19 protein-coding genes are annotated in these 23,291 nt (G+C 68.4%); 3 read left to right on the top strand and 16 right to left on the bottom strand.

Features of this window, described 5'->3' with window-relative positions; all coding sequences use genetic code 11:
* The first annotated feature begins 171 nt into the window (after nt 1-171).
* Both RWP81_RS03120 and RWP81_RS03115 read left to right on the top strand, forming a co-directional pair.
* Nucleotides 172-453 (top strand): hypothetical protein, encoded by a 282-nt coding sequence (locus RWP81_RS03120; protein ID WP_314452169.1) that lies wholly within the window; start codon nt 172-174, stop codon nt 451-453.
* 35 nt (nt 454-488) lie between these two features.
* A complete protein-coding gene (locus RWP81_RS03115) occupies nt 489-899 on the top strand; it encodes a hypothetical protein (RefSeq protein WP_314452167.1) in 411 nt (136 codons plus the stop codon).
* Between the two features lie 164 nt (nt 900-1,063).
* Here RWP81_RS03115 and RWP81_RS03110 read toward each other — a convergent pair whose 3' ends face one another.
* From RWP81_RS03110 to RWP81_RS03045, 14 genes are all read right to left on the bottom strand, one after another.
* Nucleotides 1,064-1,561, bottom strand: a complete 498-nt coding sequence (locus tag RWP81_RS03110; protein ID WP_314452165.1) for a hypothetical protein — start codon at nt 1,559-1,561, stop codon at nt 1,064-1,066.
* Between the two features lie 121 nt (nt 1,562-1,682).
* Entirely contained in the window at nt 1,683-1,853 is a 171-nt protein-coding gene (locus RWP81_RS03105; RefSeq protein WP_314452163.1) for a hypothetical protein, read from the bottom strand.
* A 115-nt stretch (nt 1,854-1,968) separates the two neighbouring features.
* A complete protein-coding gene (locus RWP81_RS03100; protein ID WP_314452161.1) occupies nt 1,969-5,919 on the bottom strand; it encodes a LamG-like jellyroll fold domain-containing protein in 3,951 nt (1,316 codons plus the stop codon).
* A 298-nt stretch (nt 5,920-6,217) separates the two neighbouring features.
* Nucleotides 6,218-6,490 carry a type II toxin-antitoxin system prevent-host-death family antitoxin gene (locus RWP81_RS03095; RefSeq protein ID WP_314452160.1) on the bottom strand — a complete coding sequence of 91 codons (273 nt, stop codon included), beginning with the start codon at nt 6,488-6,490 and terminating at the stop codon, nt 6,218-6,220.
* Nucleotides 6,487-8,298 (bottom strand): TIM-barrel domain-containing protein, encoded by a 1,812-nt coding sequence (locus RWP81_RS03090; protein ID WP_314452158.1) that lies wholly within the window; start codon nt 8,296-8,298, stop codon nt 6,487-6,489. The genes RWP81_RS03095 and RWP81_RS03090 overlap by 4 nt, the downstream gene beginning before the upstream one ends.
* On the bottom strand, nt 8,295-10,061 hold the full coding sequence (locus RWP81_RS03085) for an MGH1-like glycoside hydrolase domain-containing protein (RefSeq protein ID WP_314452156.1): 1,767 nt from the start codon (nt 10,059-10,061) through the stop codon (nt 8,295-8,297). The genes RWP81_RS03090 and RWP81_RS03085 overlap by 4 nt, the downstream gene beginning before the upstream one ends.
* A 24-nt stretch (nt 10,062-10,085) precedes the next feature.
* A complete protein-coding gene (locus RWP81_RS03080) occupies nt 10,086-10,901 on the bottom strand; it encodes a carbohydrate ABC transporter permease (protein WP_314452154.1) in 816 nt (271 codons plus the stop codon).
* Nucleotides 10,901-11,878, bottom strand: a complete 978-nt coding sequence (locus RWP81_RS03075; protein ID WP_314452153.1) for a sugar ABC transporter permease — start codon at nt 11,876-11,878, stop codon at nt 10,901-10,903. Before RWP81_RS03075 ends, RWP81_RS03080 begins: the two co-directional genes overlap by 1 nt.
* 27 nt (nt 11,879-11,905) lie before the next feature.
* Nucleotides 11,906-13,153 carry an extracellular solute-binding protein gene (locus RWP81_RS03070; RefSeq protein ID WP_314452151.1) on the bottom strand — a complete coding sequence of 416 codons (1,248 nt, stop codon included), beginning with the start codon at nt 13,151-13,153 and terminating at the stop codon, nt 11,906-11,908.
* 99 nt (nt 13,154-13,252) lie between these two features.
* Nucleotides 13,253-14,254: a LacI family DNA-binding transcriptional regulator gene (locus RWP81_RS03065; protein WP_314452150.1), complete on the bottom strand. Its 1,002-nt coding sequence runs from the start codon at nt 14,252-14,254 to the stop codon at nt 13,253-13,255.
* Between the two features lie 350 nt (nt 14,255-14,604).
* Nucleotides 14,605-16,836: an Svx/AvrXca family virulence/avirulence protein gene (locus tag RWP81_RS03060; RefSeq protein ID WP_314452148.1), complete on the bottom strand. Its 2,232-nt coding sequence runs from the start codon at nt 16,834-16,836 to the stop codon at nt 14,605-14,607.
* 449 nt (nt 16,837-17,285) lie between these two features.
* Complete coding sequence (locus RWP81_RS03055; RefSeq protein ID WP_314452146.1) at nt 17,286-18,191, bottom strand: carbohydrate ABC transporter permease; 906 nt, start codon at nt 18,189-18,191, stop codon at nt 17,286-17,288.
* The gene (locus tag RWP81_RS03050) at nt 18,188-19,153 is read right to left on the bottom strand and encodes a sugar ABC transporter permease (RefSeq protein WP_314452145.1); all 966 of its coding nucleotides are present in this window, start codon (nt 19,151-19,153) and stop codon (nt 18,188-18,190) included. The genes RWP81_RS03055 and RWP81_RS03050 overlap by 4 nt, the downstream gene beginning before the upstream one ends.
* The gene (locus RWP81_RS03045) at nt 19,146-20,447 is read right to left on the bottom strand and encodes a sugar ABC transporter substrate-binding protein (RefSeq protein ID WP_314452143.1); all 1,302 of its coding nucleotides are present in this window, start codon (nt 20,445-20,447) and stop codon (nt 19,146-19,148) included. The genes RWP81_RS03050 and RWP81_RS03045 overlap by 8 nt, the downstream gene beginning before the upstream one ends.
* A gap of 186 nt (nt 20,448-20,633) precedes the next feature.
* Between RWP81_RS03045 and RWP81_RS03040 the strand changes: the two genes are divergently transcribed.
* Entirely contained in the window at nt 20,634-21,509 is an 876-nt protein-coding gene (locus tag RWP81_RS03040) for a neutral zinc metallopeptidase (RefSeq protein WP_314452140.1), read from the top strand.
* A gap of 198 nt (nt 21,510-21,707) precedes the next feature.
* Here RWP81_RS03040 and RWP81_RS03035 read toward each other — a convergent pair whose 3' ends face one another.
* Both RWP81_RS03035 and RWP81_RS03030 read right to left on the bottom strand, forming a co-directional pair.
* Entirely contained in the window at nt 21,708-22,235 is a 528-nt protein-coding gene (locus RWP81_RS03035) for a copper resistance protein CopC (protein WP_314452139.1), read from the bottom strand.
* A gap of 62 nt (nt 22,236-22,297) precedes the next feature.
* Nucleotides 22,298-23,050: a YcnI family protein gene (locus RWP81_RS03030; protein WP_314452136.1), complete on the bottom strand. Its 753-nt coding sequence runs from the start codon at nt 23,048-23,050 to the stop codon at nt 22,298-22,300.
* Nucleotides 23,051-23,291: the final 241 nt, after the last annotated feature.

The raw sequence follows: 23,291 nt of genomic DNA, 5'->3' as shown, positions 1-23,291 counted from the left end.
CGCCCCGCCCGCCGACGCCGCCGTGCGCCGCATCGGCTGAGGTCGGACACCACCCATCCCTCGGCCGTACCCGTTGGTGTGCGAAACGTCATCGCACGAGTACCGCAGTCGGTACCTCCGCCACCCGTCACCGGGTCCATGAACGCGGTCCGCGCCTGAGAGACTGCACCCGTGAGTGGAAAGATCTGGGGATTCATCACCGCAGCGATCGGGTTGACGACCATCGTCTTGCTCGTCCTCTATGGCACCGAGTACGGAACGTGGCTTGATGAGATCGGTCCGCTCATCGATCTGGAAGATGCCGCAGCCGCGCCGACCATCGCACTGCCCGCGGCGATCGGACTTCTCGCAATCGGGCAGCTCGTGGGCGGCCTCGCCGTAGGACTGACCGCCTCACACCCAGAGCGGGTCGCTGCCGCACCCGCGCACCCGTCGAAACCCGGCCCCGAATGAGCCACACAGAACACTCGCGCGGCCGGCCGCGAGGAGTGCGCATACTCGTTCTGATCGTCGTGGTCGCTGTCGTCGCGGCTTGCGGACTGTGGGTCGGGCGGCTGCTCTTCGACAGCCAGTGGACGCTGACGTTGCACGAGCTCCTCGAGAACACCGGGGCCGAGAACCCTCCGGTGACCGAGCCGCGGGACATCACCGGTACCGCGTGCGGGGAGGCGGTGGAGTGCGTCGAGGCTTATGCCACACAGGAAGCGACATACTACCGATTCGGCTCGCGCGGGGCGGCCGAACAATTCGCGGCGACCGTCGAAGACGGATTCCGGTCGAACTACATCGTGATGGACTTCGCGGGGGCCACGGCAGCTTCCGCGTCCGTGCAGCTCTGGGCGATGCAGCATCTCGCCGGCACCTGGCAGGACTACGAGGGCACTTTCCCGGACCGGTGACCGCCGGGCCGGGTGGGCGGCCGGTCGGTTCGCGGTGCCACCTGCAGAGACCGCGGACGTCCATCAGCATGAGCTCTCTCCGTGTGGGTGATGACCGACTCCGGGCCGGGACTCGATCTCGAGACGACGAACCCCCGAAGCCCCCGGGCGAGCAATGCCGCGCCTCAACGCTGGGTGATCAGCCAACTCTCCACGTCGAACTGCGCGAATGGCTGCGGGGAGAAGATCGAGTAGGAACCCCAGTCGTCGATCTGGAGCGTCATGACAGCGATCCACCCAACCGCCAGGGCGACCAGCGTGACGATCACGATCGACATCCGCGCGTTCCCCAGGATGCGAAACGCGTGGTCCTCATCGACAGCGCGTCGCAGGATGAGCGTGAGCGAACCGATCACGATCGCCGCCAGCAAGAGGAAGACAAGTGGACTCGGGCTCAGCGTCGCCATACCGCAGGAGGGCTCGATATCGGTGGGGGCGCCGTCCGCGGTGAGGAAACCCTGCCCGTTCGAGCTGATGCCGCCCGTGCAGCTCTGATGCGTCCCGCGGAGGAACGTGCCCAACACCCCCGACGCGACGACTCCCCACACGAGAAGCGAACGGATGCCGACGATGATCGCCGCCCCGGGAAGCAGCGGCGTCGAGTTCTCGGCGGTGGCGGTCATGACGTCCTCCTCGGAAGAGAGCGGAGTTTTCACTCTCCCACGGTTCGTGGGTCGCGGCGGTACGCCTGCCGCACACCGCTGGTCGGGCCCCGTTCACGACCCGACCCGCGATGCGTCGGCCTTACGGTTGTGTGAAGACGTCTTCGAAGAGGGACAGGGTCAGCTTCGACGTGTACGCACCGGGGGTGACTCCGGCGTCGGTCTGCAACACCAGCGCGGCGTCGGCGGTCCAGGACGACTCTCCGCCCTCCTTGACGGCGGCGGACTCCAGCGCTCCAGAAAAACCAGGCACCCCGCCGCACGTCACCGCACCCAGCGGGGCACAGACCACCGCACGCCACCGACGTGCGGGTGGGCGGTGGTTCACGAGGGGTGAGAGCGTCACCAACGCCCCCACCCCCCACCTCTCAGTTCTGCGCGTTGTACAACGCCTCGACGGTCGAGGTGGTCTTCTTGCCGTCGATCGTGGCCGTAGCCGTGACCGTCGCCTTCCCCGCGGGGATCGTCGCCTTTCCGGAGCCGATGGCCGCGCTGACCGTCTGACCCGGCTGAACGGAGGCGAAGGATTTCTTCCCATACGCCGTCACGATGTCGACCTGCACCGGCACCGCCGAACGGTTGACCGCGGTGACCGTGACGTACGCCTTACCGCCGATCTTGCGGGTGGATGCCGTGGCATCCATCTTCACAGCGGGCACGGCCGCAGCCGGCTTCATCGCGGTGAAGGTCAGCTTGTCCATGTTCGGCGCCCACTGCGAACGGAGCCCCAGGGTGGGGAAGCGCTCGGAGATGAAGGTAGTGCCGTTGAAGTCCGGCGCCTCCTTGGATGCGAACGAGACGGTGTTCTCCCCCGCCTTCAGCTGCACGGGAACCGTGAGCTCCCAGAACTGGTTGGCGCTGTAGCTCTGCGGGAAGAGCACCTGCTGCACGGCACCGCCGTTGACCGACACGTCGGCGCGGCGCGCTACCGGGTCGGGGTTGTAGTGCGACGCCGGCGACTGCTCCTCATTCGAGTAGCGCACCGTCATGGCATACGTGCCCGCTTCCGCCACCGTCACCTTGTGGGTCAGGGTGTTGGCGTTGTTCTGGGCCCCGCCGATGCCGACGACCGCCTTGCCGCCGCTGGCGAGCGAGAGGTCTTGGACCTTAGCCGTCCCGGCGAGGACGCCGGCCTCGGCCTCGATCGTCTGCGACGCGAGCTTGCCGCCCGATGCGCCGACGGCGATGCGGTCGACCGCCAGGGTTCCCGTTCCGCCCACGATCTCGACCTTGTTGACTCCTCCGACGAGGAATGCCGGGATGCCGGCCGTGTCGGTGACCTCCCCGAGGTCGACGCCGTTCACCCTGACCTTTCCGGTGCCGCCGCCGAGCGTCTTCACCTCGAGCGTCTTCTCGGAGTCGTCCTTGTTGTAGACCCAGAAGGTGGCCGACTGGTTCGCGCCGACGTCGACGTACCCCGAGCCGGAGACGCCGCCGCGGTCGTACGCTGCCGTCGCATCGTGGAGCACCGCGTTCTCGGCCTCGTAGATGGGCGTGTAGGCGGCGTTGGGCAGCGTCACGTCGATCTTGTCGATGATGGCGGCTCCAGTGGTCGCTTTCGTCCCGTCGAGGCTGCGCGCCGCGAGCGTGATCGTGTTCTCGCCGGCGTTCAGGGCGACCTTGGTGTCGGTGTGATCCCAGACGACCCACTTGTATCCGAGATCGGCGTAGACCTCCTGCTCGGCCGCACCGTTGACGCGGAGGAACATATTGACCGGGCCCTGCGCCTCGTTGCGGCTCTCCTTGTTGTAGGCGTTGGCGAGGACGCTGAGGTCGTAGGTGCCGGCCTGTGGCACGTCCACCTCGAAGTTCAGGGCCAGGTTCGAGTTGGTCTCGATGCCGCCGACGTTGCGTTCACCCGAGGTGTAGAACTTGCCGACGTCCGCCGGGGATCCCTCGGGGCCGTTGTTGTAATACGGCGCGCCCGTGTGCGGGGCGGACTCGGCTTCGTAGACACCGCGCCACGAAACGGCGGGCTGCGACGGCGACGTCGTGTCGGCGCCGGGCGTCACGACGATCTCGTAGGCCGAGTCCGTGCCCAGCGCCGGCAGGTCGCCCTGGCCGAAGGACAGCTCGACTGATCCGTTGCGCACCGGCGCCTCGAACTCCTTGACCGTCTGCGGCTCTGCGGAGTCGCCGATCTGCCCCGTCCACCGGATGTCGCGGATGAGCACGTGGGCGTTGCCACCGACGTACGACGGCAGGTTGTCGATGAACACCTTCTGTGGGCCGCTGGATCCGCCGATGAGTGCCTTCACCTGCTGCTTCGCGTCGTCGATCGTCGCGACGCCCTGCAGGGTGTAGCTGACGTCGGGCTGCGGGGGTGTGACACGGACGGTGTCGCCGGTCATGTTGCCGTAGGAGTTCAGCAGCCACCACTGACCGTTACCCCGGTTGGCTTCGACGGCGGAGTCGGAGAGGTTGCCGTCGATGTTCCAGTACGCGATGTCGCCGTCGACCTTGGTGTCTTCGATCGCGGAGATCCACTGGATCATCTGCGCGGGAACAGAGGTGTGGTAGTTGAAGGCGTACTCGTTCAGGTTGATGGGAAGCTCGGTGCCCTCCCACTTCGTGCCCGCGAAGAAGTCCTGCTCCCACGCGCGGTAGCGCGCGACGCTGGAGCGGATGGTGGCCGGGTCACTCAGCTCATGCCATGTCACGACGTCCGGGACGGTGTCGTTGGCGATGGCGTGCTCCATGAAGCCGTAGACCTGGTTGAACAGGACGCTGGTGTTCGGACCCGCGATCCGCGCGTCGGGCAGCTCGGCCTTGATCGAGCGGTAGGCGTCATCCCACGCGGCGAAGAACCGGTCGGGGCTGTTGAGCCAGCTCTGACCCCAGAACGCCTGCGGCCCGTCCCCGTACATGTTGCCCTCGGGCTCGTTGTAGGGGACGAAGACGATGTTGTCCTGGTACTCGGCCGGGAGCTGCTTCACCTGGCGAACCTGGTCGATGATGGACTGCTTGTACCAGGCTTCCTTCTCGGCTCCGGTCGATCCGGGGACCTCGTACGGGAAGCCACGGTTGACGTCGGTCATATAGATGTAGACATCACCGTCGGAGGAGTCGGCGATCGGCTTGACGACCTCGAGCGCGTCGGCACCAGGGTGCTGGGGTCCGTCCTGCGCCTTGGTCGACACGGTGCGCAGCTGAATGCCGTCGATGAGGTTGTTCGAGGGGAGGCCGGGGCCGTAGAGCCCGTACAGCGTGCCCGACGCACCTCCCATGAAGGCACCGGTTCGGTCGGCTGCGTCGATGGAGAGCTCGCCGGGGCTGACGACCTTCACACTCGCCGTGACGGCGGTGGTCGTTCCGTCGACGACACCCTCCACGGTGAACGAGCCGCGCTGAGCGTAGGCCGTGGCGGGCACGGCATCCCAGGTCACGGGGGCCAGGCGTTCCTGGCCGTCGCCGTAGGTCGCTCGTACCCCCGGCAGGCTGGGCGCCGTGCCGACATCGGTGCGCACCTGCGTCGAGGTCTCGAGCACCTCGGTGAGGGCGGGGGCCGACGTACCGGCCAGGTCGCGCACCTGTTGCGGTGACAGCACCGTGTCATAGACCTGGAAATCGTCGATGGAGCCCTGGAAGAAGGGGTGGGCGCCGGTCCAGAAGGGTTGGCCGATGTAGCCCGAGTTGGGCGACGATGCGCCGTACAGCGCCTGGGCGACGTCGATCCCGGTGGCGGTGCGGCTGACTTCGAGGCCGTCGAGGTAGTAGATGAGGGCGTTCTGGTCGACCGTCGTCGTGATCAGGTGCCACCCATCGGTGGGGAGGGCGGTCGCCGCCCGTGCTCCGACTTCCTGCCCGGTGCTCGTGGGCTTGGCGCTCGAGCGGGCCGTGCCGTCCTCGAACTTCGGGGTGTAGAAGGTGGCGCTGGTTCGGTCTTTGCCGAGTGTGTAGAGCCACTCGAAGACCTCATCGCCCTCCCACTTCACCCACGACGAGATCGTCGCGCCCTGGAGGTCTTTGAAAAGACCCGAGGGAACGGTGATGTAGGGCGCTGTCGTGGAGGTGCGCGCTCCACCGGACAGTTGCAGGGCCTTGCCCCCACCCTGTCGGTCGACGAGCTTCGCCGACCCGGGGTTCGCCAGGGTGCCGTTGCGCCCGTCGCCGGAGACGTCTTGGACCGTTGCCGACGGAGAGCTCGTCCCCTCGAAGTCGTAGTCCAGGATCAGGTGATCGGCGGCCGAGGCCGCTGCGGGCGTCGCTTGCGCACTCTCGGCAGCGGCCGGTTGACCGATGGCCAGCACGGCGACCGCCAGTCCCGCCGTCAGTGCTGCGATGGGCTTGCAGGAGGCAAGCCGCGGAGATGACCTCATGGGTGTTCTCTTCCTCGTCATTGAGTAGGGGCCGATTCGCGACATCGAACCGGTTCGACACCACGATAGGCGACACGCACGGTCATGGCAACCACGTCGCCGCGCCGCGTCATCCGCAGTGCGCGACCGCCGTGCACCCTCCGTGGACGATCCCGTCATCCTCCGCACGCAGAGGAACGCCGAGTACCGACGCCACCGCCGATCGCAGCAGGTCGACGGGCGACGGGGCGCCCGAGCGAGGACCGCCCTCCACACCCTGACTCGAACCGCTCCGCGCAGCCCCTCTCCCGCTCGCGCCTCAGAGGGAATCTTCTCCAGCGGTCGCCGACGGGGCGGGCGCGTCGCCCCTTTCGGCCGCGGCCGCGCGCCGGCGATCCGCCAGTCGCTCCGTGGCGACGAGCATCTCGTACTGCTCCATGGTGATGACGGCCGCGACCGGTCGTCCGCGCCGGGTCAGCAGAACGGGCTGCTCCTGCACGCTGTCGACGACCGTCGACAGACGCCCGCGTGCGGCTTCGATGGCGAGGCGATGAGCGCTCGCTCCCCTTCCAGACGCGGGTGCGCGGGTCATGACGCAGATGCTCCCAGGGCCTGGCGCACGCCGCGCCAGGCGTCGACCGTTTCACGGCGCACGAACAGGGGAACGCGATCGAGAGGAGCCTCGACCTCGACCTCGCCGCCTCCGTCGCTGCGCATGCCGGTCCAGAGATCGCACCAGTCCGATCCGGCGGGAAGGACGACTCGGCGTGTGCGCAAGCCCGCGTCCATGACGGGGGCGACGAGCAGGTCGGGTCCGAGGAGGTACTGGTCCTTCACCCGCCAGCTGCGCACGTCGTCGGGAAAATCGTGGAACAGCCCACGCAGCACGGGTTGACCCTCCGCGTGCGCCTCGCGCATCACCGACCGCAAGTACGGACGCAGCGCCTCGCGGGTATGCAGGTAACGCTCGAGCACGGGTGTCACGGCATCCCCGAAGCTCCACACCTCGTTCGCACTCCCCGAAGGAGATCGCCGGGAGCCATCGGCGGCGACCACCGGCGTCGTCGGCAGTCGATCGCCGTGCAAGCGCATGACGGGAGAGAACGTCCCGAACTGGAACCACCGAGTCAGCAGTTCACGGAAGTCCTCGTCGTCCGGATCGCCGTGATGGAACCCCCCGATGTCGGTCGTGAACCAGGGGATGCCGGCGACGCCCATGTGGATGCCGGCCGTGACCTGCGCGCGCAGCGCCGCGAACGTGGAGGCGATGTCACCCGACCACACGAGCACCCCGTAACGCTGCGATCCCGCCCATGCCGCGCGCAGGAGGTTGACGACCTCACTCTCACCGTCGGCCCATTGCCCCTCGGCGAACGCCCGCGCGAAGTGCTGCGGGTAGAGGTTGCCCACCTGCGGGACGGAGCCCGCGTGGTAGCGGTAGTTGTCGTAGTCGTAGAGGCCGTATTCGGGCTCGGCCTCATCGAGCCAGAAGGTCCGGATGCCGTGCCGGCCGTAGTTCTCGCGGCATCGCTGCCACACGAACTCCCGCGCGCGGGGATTCGTCGCGTCGAGGAACGCGCTCGGCCCCTCGAACGACATGTGCACGTCGAGCCCGCGCTCGGCGCGCACGAGAAGGTTCTCCTTCTTCATCACCGCGTAGTTCTCGCTGTCGAGCGACACCTGCGGCCAGACCGACACCATCAGCTCCACACCGAGCTCGTCCAGCTCGCGCACCATCGCGGCCGGGTCCGGCCAGAACTCTTCTTCGAAGCGGAAGTCGCCCATCCGCGGCCAGTGGAAGAAGTCCGCGACGATGACGTCGAGCGGCAATCCGCGCCGCACGTGTTCGCGCGCGACCCCCAGCAACTCCTCCTGCGACGAATACCGCAGCTTGCACTGCCAGAAGCCCAGCCCCCGCTCCGGCATCATCGGGGCGTGCCCGGTGGCGTCGGCGTAGGCGCGGGCGATGTCGCGCGGCGTGGCGCCCGCGGTCACCCAGTAGTCATCGCCCCCCGGGATGGGGCGATGCTCGCGCGCCACCAGAGCGAGGGAGCCACCGGCATCCCTCTCCTGGAAGAGCAATCGCCCGTCGGTGTCGTAGAAGGCCAGATGACAGAAGTTGCGGTCGTACCCCGTCTGCAGCTGGATGCCACTGCGCGAGGTCGCCACCACGCGCAGTCGGCCGCTCGTCAGTGTCGCCCGGGCGCTGTCGATCTCGACCGTGGCGGCGGTGTCGGACGGGGGCAGGAGTGCCCAGTCGCGGTCGATGACGTCGTGCATGAGCCGCGCCCGCACGCGCACGCTGTCACGTCCCCAGGCTTCCACGACCACGGTCTCGCCGTCGCCGCGCCACACCAGTCGCCCTCCCTCGAGACGGAAGTGGGCGACGTCGGGTGTCACGCGCGGAACCCAACGCCGGTCCCCGCCCCGTCGCTGGCGTCGACGCTCGACGCCATGTCACGGCGCACGTGGTCGTCAGCGAAGACGAGGTAGACGCTCGCCGTCCAGGTGTAGGCGCGGTCGCGCAGGCCCTCGCCGGTGATCGCATCGAAGTTCTCGGCGAAGCCCGACTCCTCGCACAATGCGCGGAACCGCCGGTTGACGGTGTCGGCGAGCTCGATGTGCCCGCCACGGCGCAGGCCCTCCTCGACGATCATCGTCGACGGTGCCCAGATCGGCCCGCGCCAGTACCCGTCGCTCTCGTACTCCGCCGTGCCGATGAGCTGCGTGGCGGGGCCCCACGAGGTCAGATGGTGTCCGATCTGCTCCGCCAACTGCGCCCCGACCTCGGTGGGGAAGCGGTCGGAGGCGAGGATGGGCAACAGGGTGAGAAGACTGGTGCGCTTGCTCTCGCGGCGGCTGTGGCCACCGACCGCGAAGAAGCCCCCGGCGTCGCGGAGTTCGGCGAGCAGCGCCTGCTGCACGCGGTCGCGCTCGGCCCGCCACAGGTCACCGTCGTGGCCCAGTTCGTCCGCCAGCTCCGCGACGACGTCGAGTTGGATGACGAGGAAGGCCGCGAGGTCGGGGGATTCGATCACCCGGTCGTGGTCGAATGTGGTCGCGTTGTCCCAGCCGCTGTCATTGCCGTGCTCGTAGTACGGCAGCGCGCGACCCGGTGACGTGCGGTGGTCGAGCCAGAAGCGCGACCACCGCACGAGGTGGTCGAACACCGTCTGCAGCTCATCCCGCGTCAATGAGCGCCCGAGCCGCTCGCGCAGCCGCGTGAACGCCCAGCCGTGGATCGGCGGCTTCACGAAGTTGTAGAGCACCTCCGAGTGCGTCACCGAGTCGGGCATCGCCCCCGCGGCATCCTGATGGTCGAACGGTGTCAGGAACTGATCGAGTGCCAGATCCGGCAGGCCGGGAGCCAGGGCGAGGGCGTTGAAGCAGTGGTCCCAGCTCCAGACCTTGTCCATCCAGTGCTTCGACATCAGGACGGACTCGCGGGTCAGGAAGCCGGCGGGCGCGACGGTCGCCGACCAGAGCGTGTAGGCGGCCAGGGTCGCGGCCGGGGTGTCATCGGTGCGCCATCCCGCGACGGCCCGGAGATACTCGGCGAACTCCGCCGCCACCCGCTCCCCCACTTCGTCGAACGACTCCGTCGTCGCGTAGGCGTCGGCGGCGGATTCGATCTGCTGGATCGCGACCTCCCACGGCCCGTCGCCCCCGAGGGTGAGGGCCCGCGCATCATCGCCCAGCGCCTCGGCCCCCTGCAGGACGGGCGTGCCCGTCAACACGGTGATGCGGTAGCGACGCCCCGTCTCGTAGGAGGTGAAGACGAATGCTCCGTCCGAGGGAGCGCGGAAGAAGTACGAGCCGGAGAAAGGGGTCAGCACCTCCGCGGCGTCGGCGATGGTGAACTCCCCCGCGTCGCCGGAGAGGCGCACCGCCTCACCCGACTCGAAGACGGCCCGCGCGACCACTCGCCCGTTCACCCGCCACGACAGCACCGCCGGGTCGGCCTCTACGACGGCGGGGACAACCTCGCCGAACAGGGTGGGCGCGAATCGCAGGACGGCATGCATGCCGGTCACGTGCGAAACGAGGTGCACGTGCTCGGAGTGGGCGTGCAGACCGATGACCGGTGAGAGATTCATCCACGATCCGCGGTAGCTGAACGGGATCTCGCGCACGTCGAACGTGGGGAGGGTCGAGGAGGTCACGGGGGCCTTTCGGGAGGGGAGCGGTCAGTCTTTGACGGCGCCGGCGGTGACACCGGCGGCGACGTAGCGCTGAGCGAGGATGAGCAGGACGGCGGCGGGGATGGATGCCACCACGGCGGTGGCCATGATCGCGTTCCACTCCTGGTTGTTGTTGCCGATGTAGCGATAGATGCCGATGGTGATGGGCTGGAGCTTTCCACCGCTGTTGAGCGTCGAGGCGAAGATGAAGTCCGACCACGACCACAGGAACGCGAACAGGGCCACCGTCACCATCGAATTTCGGCTGACGGGGAGGACGATCGAGCGGAACGTGCGCCATGTGCCGGCGCCGTCGATGCGGGCGGCCGCGAGCAGTTCGTCGGGGATCCCCCGCATGAACGCGGTGAAGATGAGCACACCGAACGGCACGGCGATCGTCGAGTCGGCGAGGATCAGCCCCGGGATCGTGTTGAGGATGCCCAGATTCAGGTAGATCGCGTAGAACCCCATCGCCATGATGATCCCCGGGATCATCTGGGCGATGAGCAGCGCGAAGCTCAGGGCGTTCCCGCCCCGCGGGCGCAGCTTCGCCAGTGCGAAGGCGGCGGGAGCCGACAGCGCGAGGGTGAGGACCACCGTGCCGATACCGATGACGAAGCTCGTGCCGAGGAACGGCAACTGATCGGACAGCACTTTCTCGTACCCCTCGAAGGTGGGGGTGAGGGGGAAGAGGTCGGGGGGCGACTTGCGCATGTCGCTCTGCGGGGTGAGCGAGACGTTGACCATCCAGTAGACGGGGAACAGCATGATCGCGGTCAGGATCACCCCGACCAGCGTGATCCACCAGGGGCGACGTTTCATCAGACTTCCAGACGGCGCTGAGCGCGGATGTAGATGAGCCCGAATACGAGCGCGATGACGATGAGCAGGTTGCCGACGGCCGCCGCGGGGCTCAGATCGGGCAGGGCCGAGCCGAACCCGAGCCGGTACGACCAGATCGCGAAGGTCGTCGACGTCGAGCCCGGGCCACCTCGGGTCATGATCCAGATGATGTCGAAGACCTTCAGCGTGTAGACCAGGCCGAGAAGGATCGTGATGGCCGAGACGGGCCGCAGCAGCGGGAACGTGATGCGCCAGAATTTCTGCCAGGCGTTCGCCCCGTCGATGGAGGCCGCCTCGTAGATGTCGGTCGAGACGTTCTGCAGCCCGCTGTAGAGGATGACGAGGTTGAACGGGATGCCGATCCAGATGTTCGCGATCAGCACCGAGATCAGCGACCACTGCGGCGAGGTGAGCCAGTTCACCTGCCCGAGGCCGACCGAGGTGAGGAAGAAGTTGACCACGCCCGATTCGGAGTTCAACATCCACGACCACGCGGAGGCGGAGACCAGCAGGGGCAGCAGCCACGGCACGAGGAAGAGCGCGCGCAGGGTCGCCGACAGCGGGAAGCGCTGGAAGAAGAACACCGCCAACGCCATACCGATGGAGTACTGGAAGACGATGGAAACGAGGGTGAAGGTGGCGGTGTTCGCCAGCGCCGGCCAGAATGTGGCGTCCTGGAAGACAGTGATGTAGTTCGCGAACCAGACGAACGGCGCGTTTCCGTCGATGAACGACCGCACCGTGTAGTCGCGCAGGCTCAGGTCGAGGTTGCGGTACAGCGGGTAGGCGTAGAAGACGGCCAGGTAGATCACGACCGGGGCGATGAACGCCCAGGCCGCCCACTGGCCCCGCCGCCGAGGACGGCGGGCGGGGCCGGGGAGGACGCCGGCTCCCGCCGACGCCCTCCCTCGACCACCACGAGCCGCTGACTCAGGAGGAGACTGTGTCAGGGTCATGTCGGTACTCGATTCCGTGGTGTGTGATCAGCCCTCGGCGCTCTGCTGCGCCGCGGTGAGAGCGTCCTGAGCGGACTGCGTGCCGGTCAGGGAGTTCTGCACAGCGGTCCACAGCTGCTCCGAAATGACCGGGTACTTCACCCCGAGGTTGTCGCCGGTGCGGGCCTGAGCGGCGTTGACCGCTTCGATCCACGGCTCGAGCGTGGCGTCATCCGCCAGCTGCGCCTGCTGCGCCTCGGGTGTCGCCGCGATGTAGTTCAGCGAGTTGTCGGTCGCGACGACGTTGGTGGTGTCGGTCAGGCACGACACGATCTCCGCCGACTTCTCGTAGCGGCTCGTGTCACTCTGCACCGGCAGGGTGAGGAACTCTCCGCCCGTGGGAGCGGCGGCGGCGCCGCCGTCCTTGGCGGGAATCGGAATGACCTCGTAGCCGGCCTCGGCGGCCGCGGCCTTCTGCCACGTGCCGTTCTCGGCGAAGGCGAACTCACCGGTGAGGAATTCCTCCCAGCTCGTGGTCTGGGTGTTGTTGATCACCGAGTTCGGCGCCAGACCCTTGTTCACCCAGTCCGTCCACAGCTGGACGGCCGAGACGGCGTCGGCGGAATCGAGCTCGGTCAGCTCCGCTCCGGACCCCCAGAACCAGGGGAGGAACTGGAAGCTGCCCTCCTCGGTGCCGATGCCCGAGAACGTGATGCCCTTCTTGCCTGTGGCGACGACTTTCTCGAGGGCCGCGTTCAGGCTCGCCCAGTCGGTCACCGACGAGATGTCCACGCCCGCCGCGCTGAGCACCTGAGGGTTGTAGTAGAGCGCGAGCGTGTTGGCGCCGATCGGGACGCCGTAGGTCTGCCCGTCGACGACAGACGCACCGAGGATGTTCTCGGCGACGTCGCCGGCATCGAGACCGTTGTCGGTGGTCGAGGTCAACAGGCCCGCCTCGACCAGGGTCGACACGGCGGGGTTGTCGATGAGCAGGATGTCGGGCGAGTCGCCCTGCTGCCCCGACAGCAGCGCACGGCTGGTCAGGTCGCTGGTGTCGAAGCCGGTGCGCTCGACGGTGACTCCCGCGTCGGCGGCGCACTGGTCGATGACCTTGGCCCACTCCGACGTCTCGTCGTACTGGGGGTACGGGTCCCAGAAGGCGAACGCCTCGGCGGCTCCGTCCGCGTTTTGACTGGTGCCGGGGCCTCCACCGGCGCAACCGGCCAGGACGCCGATGGCGACGGCGCCGACGGCGACGGTGCTGAGAGCCCGGGTACGGGTGATTTTCGTGCTCACTGCGATTCCTCTCTGAATGTGACTGCGTTGTCGTTCATGCAGGTGGCGCGTTGAACCGGTTCGACAATGGGCGACGAACAGGGCGCGCGTAACGCCTTCTCAGGCGGTGCTCCCCCTGTCGGTGAGCTCCGGCTCGATGAAGCGGACCACGGGCGGGCCGTAGTTCGGATCAGCGATGCGCCGAACCAAGTGCTGGACCGCCTTGCGGCCCAGTCGGTCTGGAGACGTCTCGACCGCCGTGTACGGCAGGAGGAAGGTGCGCCCGAAATCACGGGAGTACAGACTGACGACCGACAGATCCCGCGGGACGACGGTCCCCCGTTCGCGCAACACGGCCGGGAGGGCTGCGATCGACGCGTCGTTGTGCACGATGAGCGCGGTTGCCTGGGGTCGGGAATCGAGGATCGCATTCAGGCTGCGTTCGATGGCGGGCTGCTGGGACTCGCCGTAGTGCACGTGCAGCGACATGCCGTGCCGCGCGGCGCGTTCCAGTGCGGCGTCGCGGAAGCGCCAGCTGTAGGCACCGCCGCGCTCGAAAACGTGCCGGGGCGGCGTGACGAGAATGAGGTCTCGATGACCGAGCCCGTGCAGATGGTCCACCAGCTGCCGTGCCGCCTCGCCGAAGTCGAGATCGAAGACGTCGACGCCCTCGGTGTCCTTCGGCAGGCCCACCAAGGCCCCGGGCTGCCGGGCGGCGCGGAGCGCCGGCAGGCGCGGGTCGTCGTGCGTGACGTCGAGGAGCACTACTCCATCGACCATGTTCGACGACGTGATCCGCCGCACGGAATCGGGCCCGTGATCATCGGTGACCATGAGGATGTCGTAGCCCAGTTCGCGGGCCGCCGTCGACACCGCCAGGATGTACTGCAGCATCGCGGGCGGGAACTCGTCATCGTGGAACTGCAGCAGTAGACCCAACACCATCGTCTGCGCCGTCGCCAGGGCACGTGCCCCCGCATTGACGGTGAAGCCCAGTTCGGCGATCGCGGCGTCGATGCGCGAGCGGGTCTCCTGCGAGATGGGACGATTGCCCGAGAGGGCGTACGACACGGTGCTGCGGGAGACCCCGGCGGCCTTGGCGACATCGGCGATGTTGACCACGGATTCCTCCCTCGCGTCGTTGTCGAACTGGTTCGATGAGATTAACCCGAACCTGCGGCACCCGCAACACGTGACGGCAGACCCGTCACGAGCCGTCGCCTGAGAGGTGTCCTCCGCGACAAGCACGGTTCCACCTCGGCGCCCTGCTCGGCCATCGATTCGGTGCATCGACGGCCTGATCTGGCACGTCGCAGACCGGGTCTTACCCTCGGCACCCCGCGCGACGCACCACCCGCCCGTGTGATGCAGGCGGGTGGCGCGTCGGCGGAACGCCGTGCCGACAGGCACGATCTGTGCGGCATGGGGATCCGATCGGCAGGGGGAAGAAGTTTCGGCGGCTCCTCACTCCCTCAGGGGGTGATTCGGAAGGTGGCGTCGGCACCTCCCGTGCCGTTCGGGTCGGTGATGGGATCGAGCCGCAGGGAGTACCCGGAGTGCCGCAGGTAGGCGCCCGGGCGGGCGACGGACACGAACGAGACGCCGGTCGCGCTGGCCAGCCCCGCGACCTGCATGAACGAGACGTCGGCGGCGAAGGATGCCGACCCGTCGTTGCTCGAGAGGCCCATGTCCGAATTGGTCTGCCGTAGGTAGAACCCGGGGTAGTTCACCGACTCGAACGAGACCGATCCGTTGCCGGCCAGTCCGGGCACGAGCGTGAAGCCGGAGTCGGGGTTGGTGAGCACGCCCGGGTCGATACGGGCGTCGAAATCGGCGTGTCGCACGTATCGATCGGGATAGTTCCACGATTGCAGTCGGACGACGCCGGGCGCCGTTCGCGCCGTCACCTCGGGAACACCCCCTTGCCGGGCGGACATCGTCGCGTCACTCAGTGATCCGTTGTCGGTGAAGCCATAGAACGATCCCTGACTAGTCTGGTCCGCCCACAGCTCGAGATCGCCGCCCACGTAGGTACTGCCGTTGACCACGGCATTGCCGTTGTACTGGCCGACCCCCCGGAACGCGATGTCGACGACGGCGTTCCCGCCAATGCGGGCATTGTTGCGGATCACGCTGACCCCGAGCACGCGAGCATTGCCCTCCACGGTGCCGCCCTGCACGGTGGCGCGGTCCTCGATGCGGGCGTTGTCGCGCACGGTGCCGCCGAGCACCCGCGCCCGCGGCCCCACGTAGGCGGTGCTGGCCACGCTGGCACCGTTCGCCACCCAACCACCACCGTTGGGGTGCACGGAGCCCGCCGGCTTCGGGGAGTCCTGAGGGGTGGCGCCGTCGAGGGTGACGGTCCAGGGGTAGCGGTAGACGGTGAACCAGGGTGCTCCGTGCTTGACCTTGTTCCATGTGGTGGGCGCTCCCAGGACGACCAGATAGACGCCACGGTCGTCACTGCGGACCGGCACCGTGACGTTTCCCGAGGTGCCGGACTGAAGGGCGCTGTACCGCGGTGTGCCGTTGGAGCTCTCGGCGACCACGCCCCAACGCCATCCCGAGTTGGGGTTGGGTATCGAGTCGGGCTTATCGTTGTACCCCGGGAACGAGGTGACCGCCGGCGCGTTCTGCACGAGGCCTTGGAAGTTCACGGTGACCGAGGTCCGACCGGTCTGCGGCACGAGTCGAACCACGTTGTACCCGCCCTGTTGCGGTGCGAGCTGGTTGGGCACTGCCCACCGGCCCGAGGTTCCCGCGACCGGGTCGAGCGGGGTGACTCGGAGGACGCGGTCGCCGGTGCGGTCGTCGTAGCTGCCGTATCCGTTGCGGTAGACGCTGCTGCGATTCGCTCCATCGGGGTCGACGTAGTCCCAGGTGATGTTGCGCATCGCCCAGGTGCCGAACTCGTCGTTGAGGCGCGCCGTCGACCAGCCCAGGTTGTCGCGGAGGATGTCGAGCGGTGTGACGTCGTTCTGGCCCGACTGACCGGGCTCTGGTGCGTTGGCCCAGATGTCGTTGACGGCGTCGTAGCCGTAGACATTCTTGAGGTGCTCCCAGAACTGCCAGTTGCAGTAGTTGTCACGGGTGGAGCCGTACCGCAGGTGAGGGCTGTTCACGAGCACCTCGGAACAGTGGACGGCCGAGCGGAACTCCGGAAGCTGGTGGGTCATCCAGTTGGCGTGCGATTCCCACATCCACCCCACGTAGGGATTGTCACGCAGTCCACCGGTAGCGCCCTGCAGGGCATGTGCCAGTTCGTGGGCCAGGCCGTGGTGGTCGGCGTACGCGCCGGAGTTGATCCACATGCCCATGGCGCCCTCGCCGGTGACGCCGCCCGTCAACCCGAAGGTCGGGTCGAGATGCACATTGACCCGGCGCTTCGTGGCGGACTCGCAGAACGGGGCGGGGAAATCTATGCCGGAGGGATGGAGGTAGGTCGACCAGTACGATTCGAGACTCGTCGCGGCATTCTCGACATTGGCCTGCGACACCTCGGAACTGGTCCATCTGAAGGAGAAGTGCTCGGTGGCGTACCGTTCCGCCGGCATGCTCGTCACGGTCGGATCAGTACTCCAGCCACCCGTGCTGCAGGTGCTGTTGGAACGGTTGGCGGAGACAGCCGAGGCGCTCGTCGTGCCACCCACGGTGGACGCGACGAGAGCGGTGGCCACGACGAGGCCGGTGAGGATACGCGGCACACGTGCGGCTCCACGGGGGCGGCGGCGGGACGCCCGTCGCGCCGTCACGGCGTGACCATGATGTCGAGGACGCGGAAAGGGCCGACGGAGGTCGGACTGCCGACATCGGTGCTGGCGGGACGTCGGATGCGACCAGTGGCCGTCGGATTACGGTGCATTGTGCGTGTCCTCTCGGCGCCACTCTTCGATGAGCGGCGAATGCGTGTGAGGCACGCTACGGAGGATCCGAATTGTTTCGCAATGGTTTTCGGTGATTCCGAAACTTCTTTGCGCACTGACCCTCGCGGAGGCTATTCCCCTCGGAAACCGGCGAGGGTGTCCTCTCCTCGCGTCGCTCGATACAGCCTGCGAAGTCTCCCCGATCGGATCCGCGCTTTCCGCCCCCCCCCGGGAGTTGAGTGTCCACGACCCTCCGCGTCGCGAGCGCGCGGGCGGCGCGTCGGGGACACTCACCGGCACTTGCTGCCGCTGCGCGCGAAGCCCGCCACGAAATACCGCGGGAACACCAAGAACACGATCGCGATCGGCACGACGTTCAGCAGGGCGTACGCCATGGTCGCGCCGTAGTCGCTGCCGAACTGGCCCTGCAGGTACAGCAGGCCGATCGGCAGGGTGAACAGCCGGTTCTCGCGTAGGGCGATCAGGGGCCAGGCGAAGTCGTTCCACGACGACAGCAGGCTCATGAACACCAGGACGGCGATCAGCGGCTTCGACAGCGGCAGCACCACGCGCAGGAACGTCTGCACGTGGCCCGCCCCGTCGAGCCGCGCCGCCTCGATCAGTTCGCGCGGGATGCCGAGCATGAACTGCCGCGCGAGGAAGAGCCCGAACGCGGATGCCGAGACGGGAAGGATGACCGCCCAGTACGTCCCGTACAGGCCCGTGGCGGTGACGATGCGGAACAGCGACACCATGATCACCTGCACCGGCAGCACGAGGGTCGCGAGCGCCAGGAAGAACAGCGCCGTCGATCCGCGGAAGCGCAACTGCGCGAACGCGTAGCCGGCGAGCAGGCTCGTCGTGACCGAGATGAGGGTCACCACGACGGCGATGGCGACGGAGTTGCCGAACCACGTCGCCACCGGGAACGAGGCGAACACCCGCTCGAAGTTCTCGAAGGTCACCTCGCGCGGCCACAGGCGCAGCTCCCGACCGCCCAACAGCTCGGCGCGCGATGAGAAGGCCACCGCGAGCATCCAGTACAGCGGCGAGACCGCCGCGAGCCCGACGACCGCGACGATGATCGTGCGCAGTGCCGTTCCCCGGCGTCGCGTGCGATCGGCGGCCTTCCGACCGGCGCTCACGGTCGGCGGAGACACGGGAGATGTGGATGCCACCCGCTCGTCGACGCTCATTCGACCACGTCCTTCGTGCCGCTGGCGCGGTACTGTGCGGCGGCGAAGACGAGAGCGAAGAGGAACAGCACCATGCCGATCGCCGCGGCATAGCCCTGGTCGCGCGTCACGAAGCCCGTCTCGTAGGCGTAGGTCACGAGCACGCTCGTCGCCCCTCCCGGTCCGCCCCCGGTGAGCACGAACACGATGTCGAACACCTGGAACGAGAAGATGACGTTCAGCACGACCAGGAAGAACGACGTCGGCCCCAGCAGCGGCACGGTCACGTGACGGAAGCGCTGCAGCCGGCTCGCGCCGTCGAGGGTGGCTGCCTCGTACAGGTCGGGGCCGATGCCCTGCAGACCCGCGAGGTAGATGAGCATGTTGAACCCCGTACGCCACCACACCGTCGCCAGCACGATCGTCGCGAACGCCGGCAGCGGATCCGACTGCCAGGTGACGGGTGAGAGCCCGACGGCCGACAGCAGGCGGTTCAGGATGCCGGAGTTCTGATCGAACACGAGCACTCCGATGAGGGCGGTGGCGACGCCCGACACCGCCATCGGCAGGATCAGCAGCGAGCGCCAGAGCGGACGCGCCGGCAGCGCCGAGTTCAGCAGGGTCGCCGCCACCAGCCCCAGGAGCATCGACAGCGGCGTCACCAGCACGGTGAACAGCACGGTGTTGCCCAGGGCCCGCCAGAACAGCGGGTCGCCCGCGAGTCGCGCATAGTTGTCGAGCCCGGTGAAGGTTCCCGCGCCGAAGCCGTCGGTGCGCTGCAGGCTGACCACGAACGCCCCCACCAGCGGCACGAGCACGAACACCAGCAGCAGCAGGTAGTTCGGCGCGATGAACCCGTAGGCCGCGAGCGCCTCGCGGCGCGCACCGGGGCGGCGGGTGCGCATCCGCTCGCCCGACCCCGAACGACCCGAACGACCCGGACGCGACGCCGTGCCGGGCCGGGCGACCGCGGTGTCAGCCACCGGTGGCCGCGCCAATCCCCGACTGCAGGTTCGTCACCGTGGTTGCGGCATCCTGTGCCCCGGTGAAGGCGAGGTCGAGTTGCTCCTTCAGCACCGGGATGATCGCCGACATCGACGGGCTCGCGACCTGCGCGACGTCCTGCGGCTGCACGAGCGAGGCCTGGCCCGCGAAGACGGGGCCGAGGTCGGGCCGTACGTCGAAGGTGAGGTCGTCGGTGAGCAGGTCGGTGCGGGTGGGGAGGAGGGATGCCGCGCGGCAGAAGTCGCGCATGGGATCGGCGTTCGTGACGAACTCCAGGAACGCGGCGGCCAGCTCGGGCTGCTGCGTGTTCGCCGTGGCGACGAGCGCGTTGCCTCCGAAGTCGCTGCCGGCGCGGGCGTTTCGCGGTGCGAACGTCGCCGTCCATTCGAAGTCGGCGGTCTGCTCGGCATCCGGGATCTGGAACGCGCCCGACCACACCATCGCCACCGATTGCGAGAACCACGACTCCGCCGCATAGCTCGAGGAGGCGATCGTGTTGTTGGCGGGCACGTAGTTCTTCGAGAAGAACGAACTCGAGAACTCCACCGCCTCGCGGGCGGCGTCGGAGTCGATCGCCGGCGTTCTCTGGTCGCTCTCGAGGAAGGCACCGTCGGACTGGAACAGCAGGCTCAGCCAGCGCGTGACACCGTTGCCCTGCCAGTTGTAGGCCCACGGCCACCGGTCGGCGGGAAGGCCTGCGCGGAGCCGCTCGCCGAGGGCGTCGAGCTGGTCCCACGTCCACGCCTGATCGGCCGAGGTGGGGATCTCCGACGGGTCGATGCCGGCCTGGCGGAACATGTCGAGGTTGACGAGGATCGCCGAGGTGTCGGTGTGGTGCGGCAGTCCGAAGGTACCGTCGCCGTTCTGCACGGCCGCCCACGCCTGCGGGGTGAACTGGCCCTGGCGATCGGCCGAGAGCAGGGGCTTCAGGTCGAGCAGCTGCCCGCGCCCGGCGTAGGCGCCGAACGTGTAGTACGGCACGCGGAAGATGTCGGGCGGGTTGCCCGCCTGCAGCTGCGCGTCGATGTTCGTGAACATCTGCTCGTAGGGCACCGCGTTGAGCTCGACGGTCGAGCCCTCGTTCGCCGCCTCGAACGCGGCGATCGCGGAGCGGAAGCCGGCGAGCTCGGCATCCGTCCCCCAGGTGGTGAAGGTGAGTGTGCCCTGGCGTCTCTCGGCGGGGGCGGTCTGGACGAATCCGCAGCTCGCGAGGAGGAAAGGCAGCGCGAGCGCGCCCGATCCGGCGAGGAAGGTACGGCGTGTCAGTGGCATGACGGACTCCGATGGTTGTCGTCGAGGAGCGGACGCCGGGGCTGCGGTGCTCCTCGCGGCCGACGGTACCCCCGTCGAATTCCGAGATCAGGGGGTTGCGCCGGCGGCTTCCGCCTGCGCAGACAGCGCTTCTGCGCGAAGTCCAGCCCCATTCCGCCCGGTCGACGCGCGCGTAACGTGACGCCCGTGACGTTCAACGACAATGCGCGCGTAGGCGGCAACAACGCCAAACGCCGGGGCGGAACCGTGGCGGCGATCGGCGGTGGGACGGTCGGTGTCGGCGCGATCGTGGTGCTGCTGTTCTCGCTCTTCACCGGCATCAACCCGACGTCGATCCTCGGCGGCGGTCAAGAACCGGCCGGTCCCGAGACCGGCGGCGAGTCGGTCGCGAGCTGTGAGACGGGACGGGATGCCAACAACGACGACGCCTGCCGGCTGGCCGCGGCGTCGCTGAACATCGACCAGTTCTGGGCGGAACGGCTCGAGGGCTACCGCGAGCCGCAGCTCATCATCGTCGACCGGGCGACCTCGAGCTCGTGCGGGACGGCCTCGAATTCAACGGGCCCGTTTTACTGCCCGCCCGACGAAGCCGTGTTCGTCGACCCGACCTTCTTCTCGATCCTGCGCGAGCAGTTCGACACGACCGCCGGCCCTCTCGCGCAGCTCTACGTGCTCGCGCACGAGTACGGCCATCACGTGCAGAACCTGACCGGGGTGATGCAGCAGTACCCGAACAACGGCACCGGACCCGACAGCAACGGCGTGCGCACCGAGTTGCAGGCGGACTGCTACGCCGGGGCGTGGGTCGCCGCCGCGGGCGAACAGGTCGACGAGAACGGCACGCCCTACCTGCAGCCGCCCACGCCGCAGCAGATCACCGACGCCCTCGCCGCCGCGGCCGCGGTCGGCGACGACCACATCCAGGCCGAGTCGGGCGCAGTCGTCACCCCCGAGAGCTTCACGCACGGCTCCAGCGAGCAGCGCACGCGCTGGTTCGACGTCGGCTACGACAGCGGCGTGAACGCGTGCGACACCTTCTCGGTGCCGGGTCAGAACCTGTAGGACACCGAATGCCACGACCTGGCGCCGGCAGAGCGCGCCGGGTCGCCGTCCGGCGGCGCGGCATCCGGGCCGACACGTGCCGTCCGGCGGATCCGACGGCCGACACGCCGACCCTGGGTGCCGGAACTCGGCGGGTCCCGGGGTGAATTCGCACGACGGTACGGCGACCGCCGTGCAGATCCACCCCGGTTGGACGAGTCAGTCCTCCCTCGGGCGCGTCCGTACGATGACGACGATCAGCACGGCGACCAGCACAAGCACGGCGCCGCCGGCGAGCAAACCGATCACGATCCCCGGCAGCGAACCGGTTTCGGCGCTCGGAGGGGATGCCGTGGAAGCTTCGGCCGCGCCGGCGGCGCTCTCGCAGACCGAACCCTCCGTGCCGTCGGAGGTGCTCGCGCCGGTGGAGGTGAACGGGATGACGCCCGAGACGGGGTGCCCGTCGGACGAGACGGCCCGCCACTCCACCGAGTACTCGCCGGGCGCCCCGAGGGCGACGGGGAGCGTCAGGGTCGGCCCCGCGAGCTCCGCGCACGCACTCTCGTAGTGACGACCGTCGGGCCCGACGACGATGACGATGTTGCCGCCGTCGGTGCCGAGGAGGTTGGCGCTGAAATCGAGGCGCACCTCCGACAGCGCCTCGACCGTGTCGCCGTCCGCGGGTGACGACGACACGAGACTGTCGTGGGCCGAGGCGGCGGTCGCCCCGCCGAAGGCGGCGGTCATCGCGGCTGCGACGACCACCGCCCCCGCCAGAACACGATGCCGCGGGTTTCGGAATCGCACCGTCAGCCGCGCTTCGGTCGACGTGCGAAAGCCAGGGCGCCGAGCACCGCGCCGGCGGCCGCGACCACGAGGGCGGCGATGCTGAGACCGAGCGCGACACCCGACGAGTCATCCGAGGTCGTACCCGACGCCGTCGCCATGGTGGAGTCGTCCACGGCGGGCTCGGCGGACGCGGTGCCGTGGCTGTGGCCGTGCTCGCCCGCCGGCGGGGCGTCGTTGACGTAGAGCACCGGCGCAGGCTCGAGCGTGTCGTCTACGGCGACCTCGTCGGGGGTGGCGGCCCAGTCGACGACCGTGCCGTCGGAGTACGACTGCGCGGCCGGCAGCACGAGGTGGCCGGTGTCGGGCACGGGTCCCAGTACCGCTGAGAAGACCTGGAACTGGTCCTGCCCGATCCCGACGCCCGGGTCGGCCTGCCACACGATCTTCAGGGGAGCGTCGGTGAGGGTGTTGCCGTCGACCTCGACGGGGGCGGGCAGCGCCCCCTTCTCAACGGTGGCGGTCCAGCCGGGAACGGGCTGCACGAGCACGGCGCTGAGCGGGGTGTCGGTGGGCAGGCTCACCTCGAGTTTCACGGTCGATGCCGTCTCCGACTCGGTCGGGACGCGGAAATTCACCGTGGCATAGCTGCCGGGGGTCGCGGTGTCGGGGTTGACGGTGACGTGGGCGGATGCCGCGAGGGGAGCGGCGACGGCGAGTGCCGCGCCGGCGGCGAGGCCCACGAGGGCACGACGAAGGGTGGTCTTGCGAGACATGGTGCTGCTTTCTGGAGAGTGCGCACGCCGAAGGGGCGTTTCGCGCGCAAGATGAGGGGTCGAGGTCAGGCCGCGAGCGGCGGACCCCGGTGCCTCATCGGCGACAACACCGCCATCGCCGTCGTCAGCAGCAGCGGCGCGGGCGCCGTGGGCACGGCATCCGTGCGCGGACCGAGTCCACGCAGCGGGCGCAGCACCGACAGCGCCGCGATGAAGAAGCGCGCGACCGCCTGCACAGCCC

This window comes from uncultured Microbacterium sp., assembly GCF_963521695.1.
Classification (GTDB): Bacteria; Actinomycetota; Actinomycetes; order Actinomycetales; family Microbacteriaceae; genus Microbacterium.
This window is presented reverse-complemented; position numbering and strand designations above follow the sequence as displayed.

Excerpts from the sequence above, each read along its gene's own strand:
- RWP81_RS03110 (WP_314452165.1), bottom strand. The coding sequence starts at position 1,561 with ATGACCGCCACCGCCGAGAACTCGACGCCGCTGCTTCCCGGGGCGGCG.
- RWP81_RS03100 (WP_314452161.1), bottom strand. The coding sequence starts at position 5,919 with ATGAGGTCATCTCCGCGGCTTGCCTCCTGCAAGCCCATCGCAGCACTG.
- RWP81_RS03095 (WP_314452160.1), bottom strand. The coding sequence starts at position 6,490 with ATGACCCGCGCACCCGCGTCTGGAAGGGGAGCGAGCGCTCATCGCCTC.
- RWP81_RS03080 (WP_314452154.1), bottom strand. The coding sequence starts at position 10,901 with ATGAAACGTCGCCCCTGGTGGATCACGCTGGTCGGGGTGATCCTGACC.
- RWP81_RS03075 (WP_314452153.1), bottom strand. The coding sequence starts at position 11,878 with ATGACCCTGACACAGTCTCCTCCTGAGTCAGCGGCTCGTGGTGGTCGA.
- RWP81_RS03055 (WP_314452146.1), bottom strand. The coding sequence starts at position 18,191 with ATGAGCGTCGACGAGCGGGTGGCATCCACATCTCCCGTGTCTCCGCCG.
- RWP81_RS03045 (WP_314452143.1), bottom strand. The coding sequence starts at position 20,447 with ATGCCACTGACACGCCGTACCTTCCTCGCCGGATCGGGCGCGCTCGCG.
- RWP81_RS03035 (WP_314452139.1), bottom strand. The coding sequence starts at position 22,235 with ATGACCGCCGCCTTCGGCGGGGCGACCGCCGCCTCGGCCCACGACAGT.
- RWP81_RS03030 (WP_314452136.1), bottom strand. The coding sequence starts at position 23,050 with ATGTCTCGCAAGACCACCCTTCGTCGTGCCCTCGTGGGCCTCGCCGCC.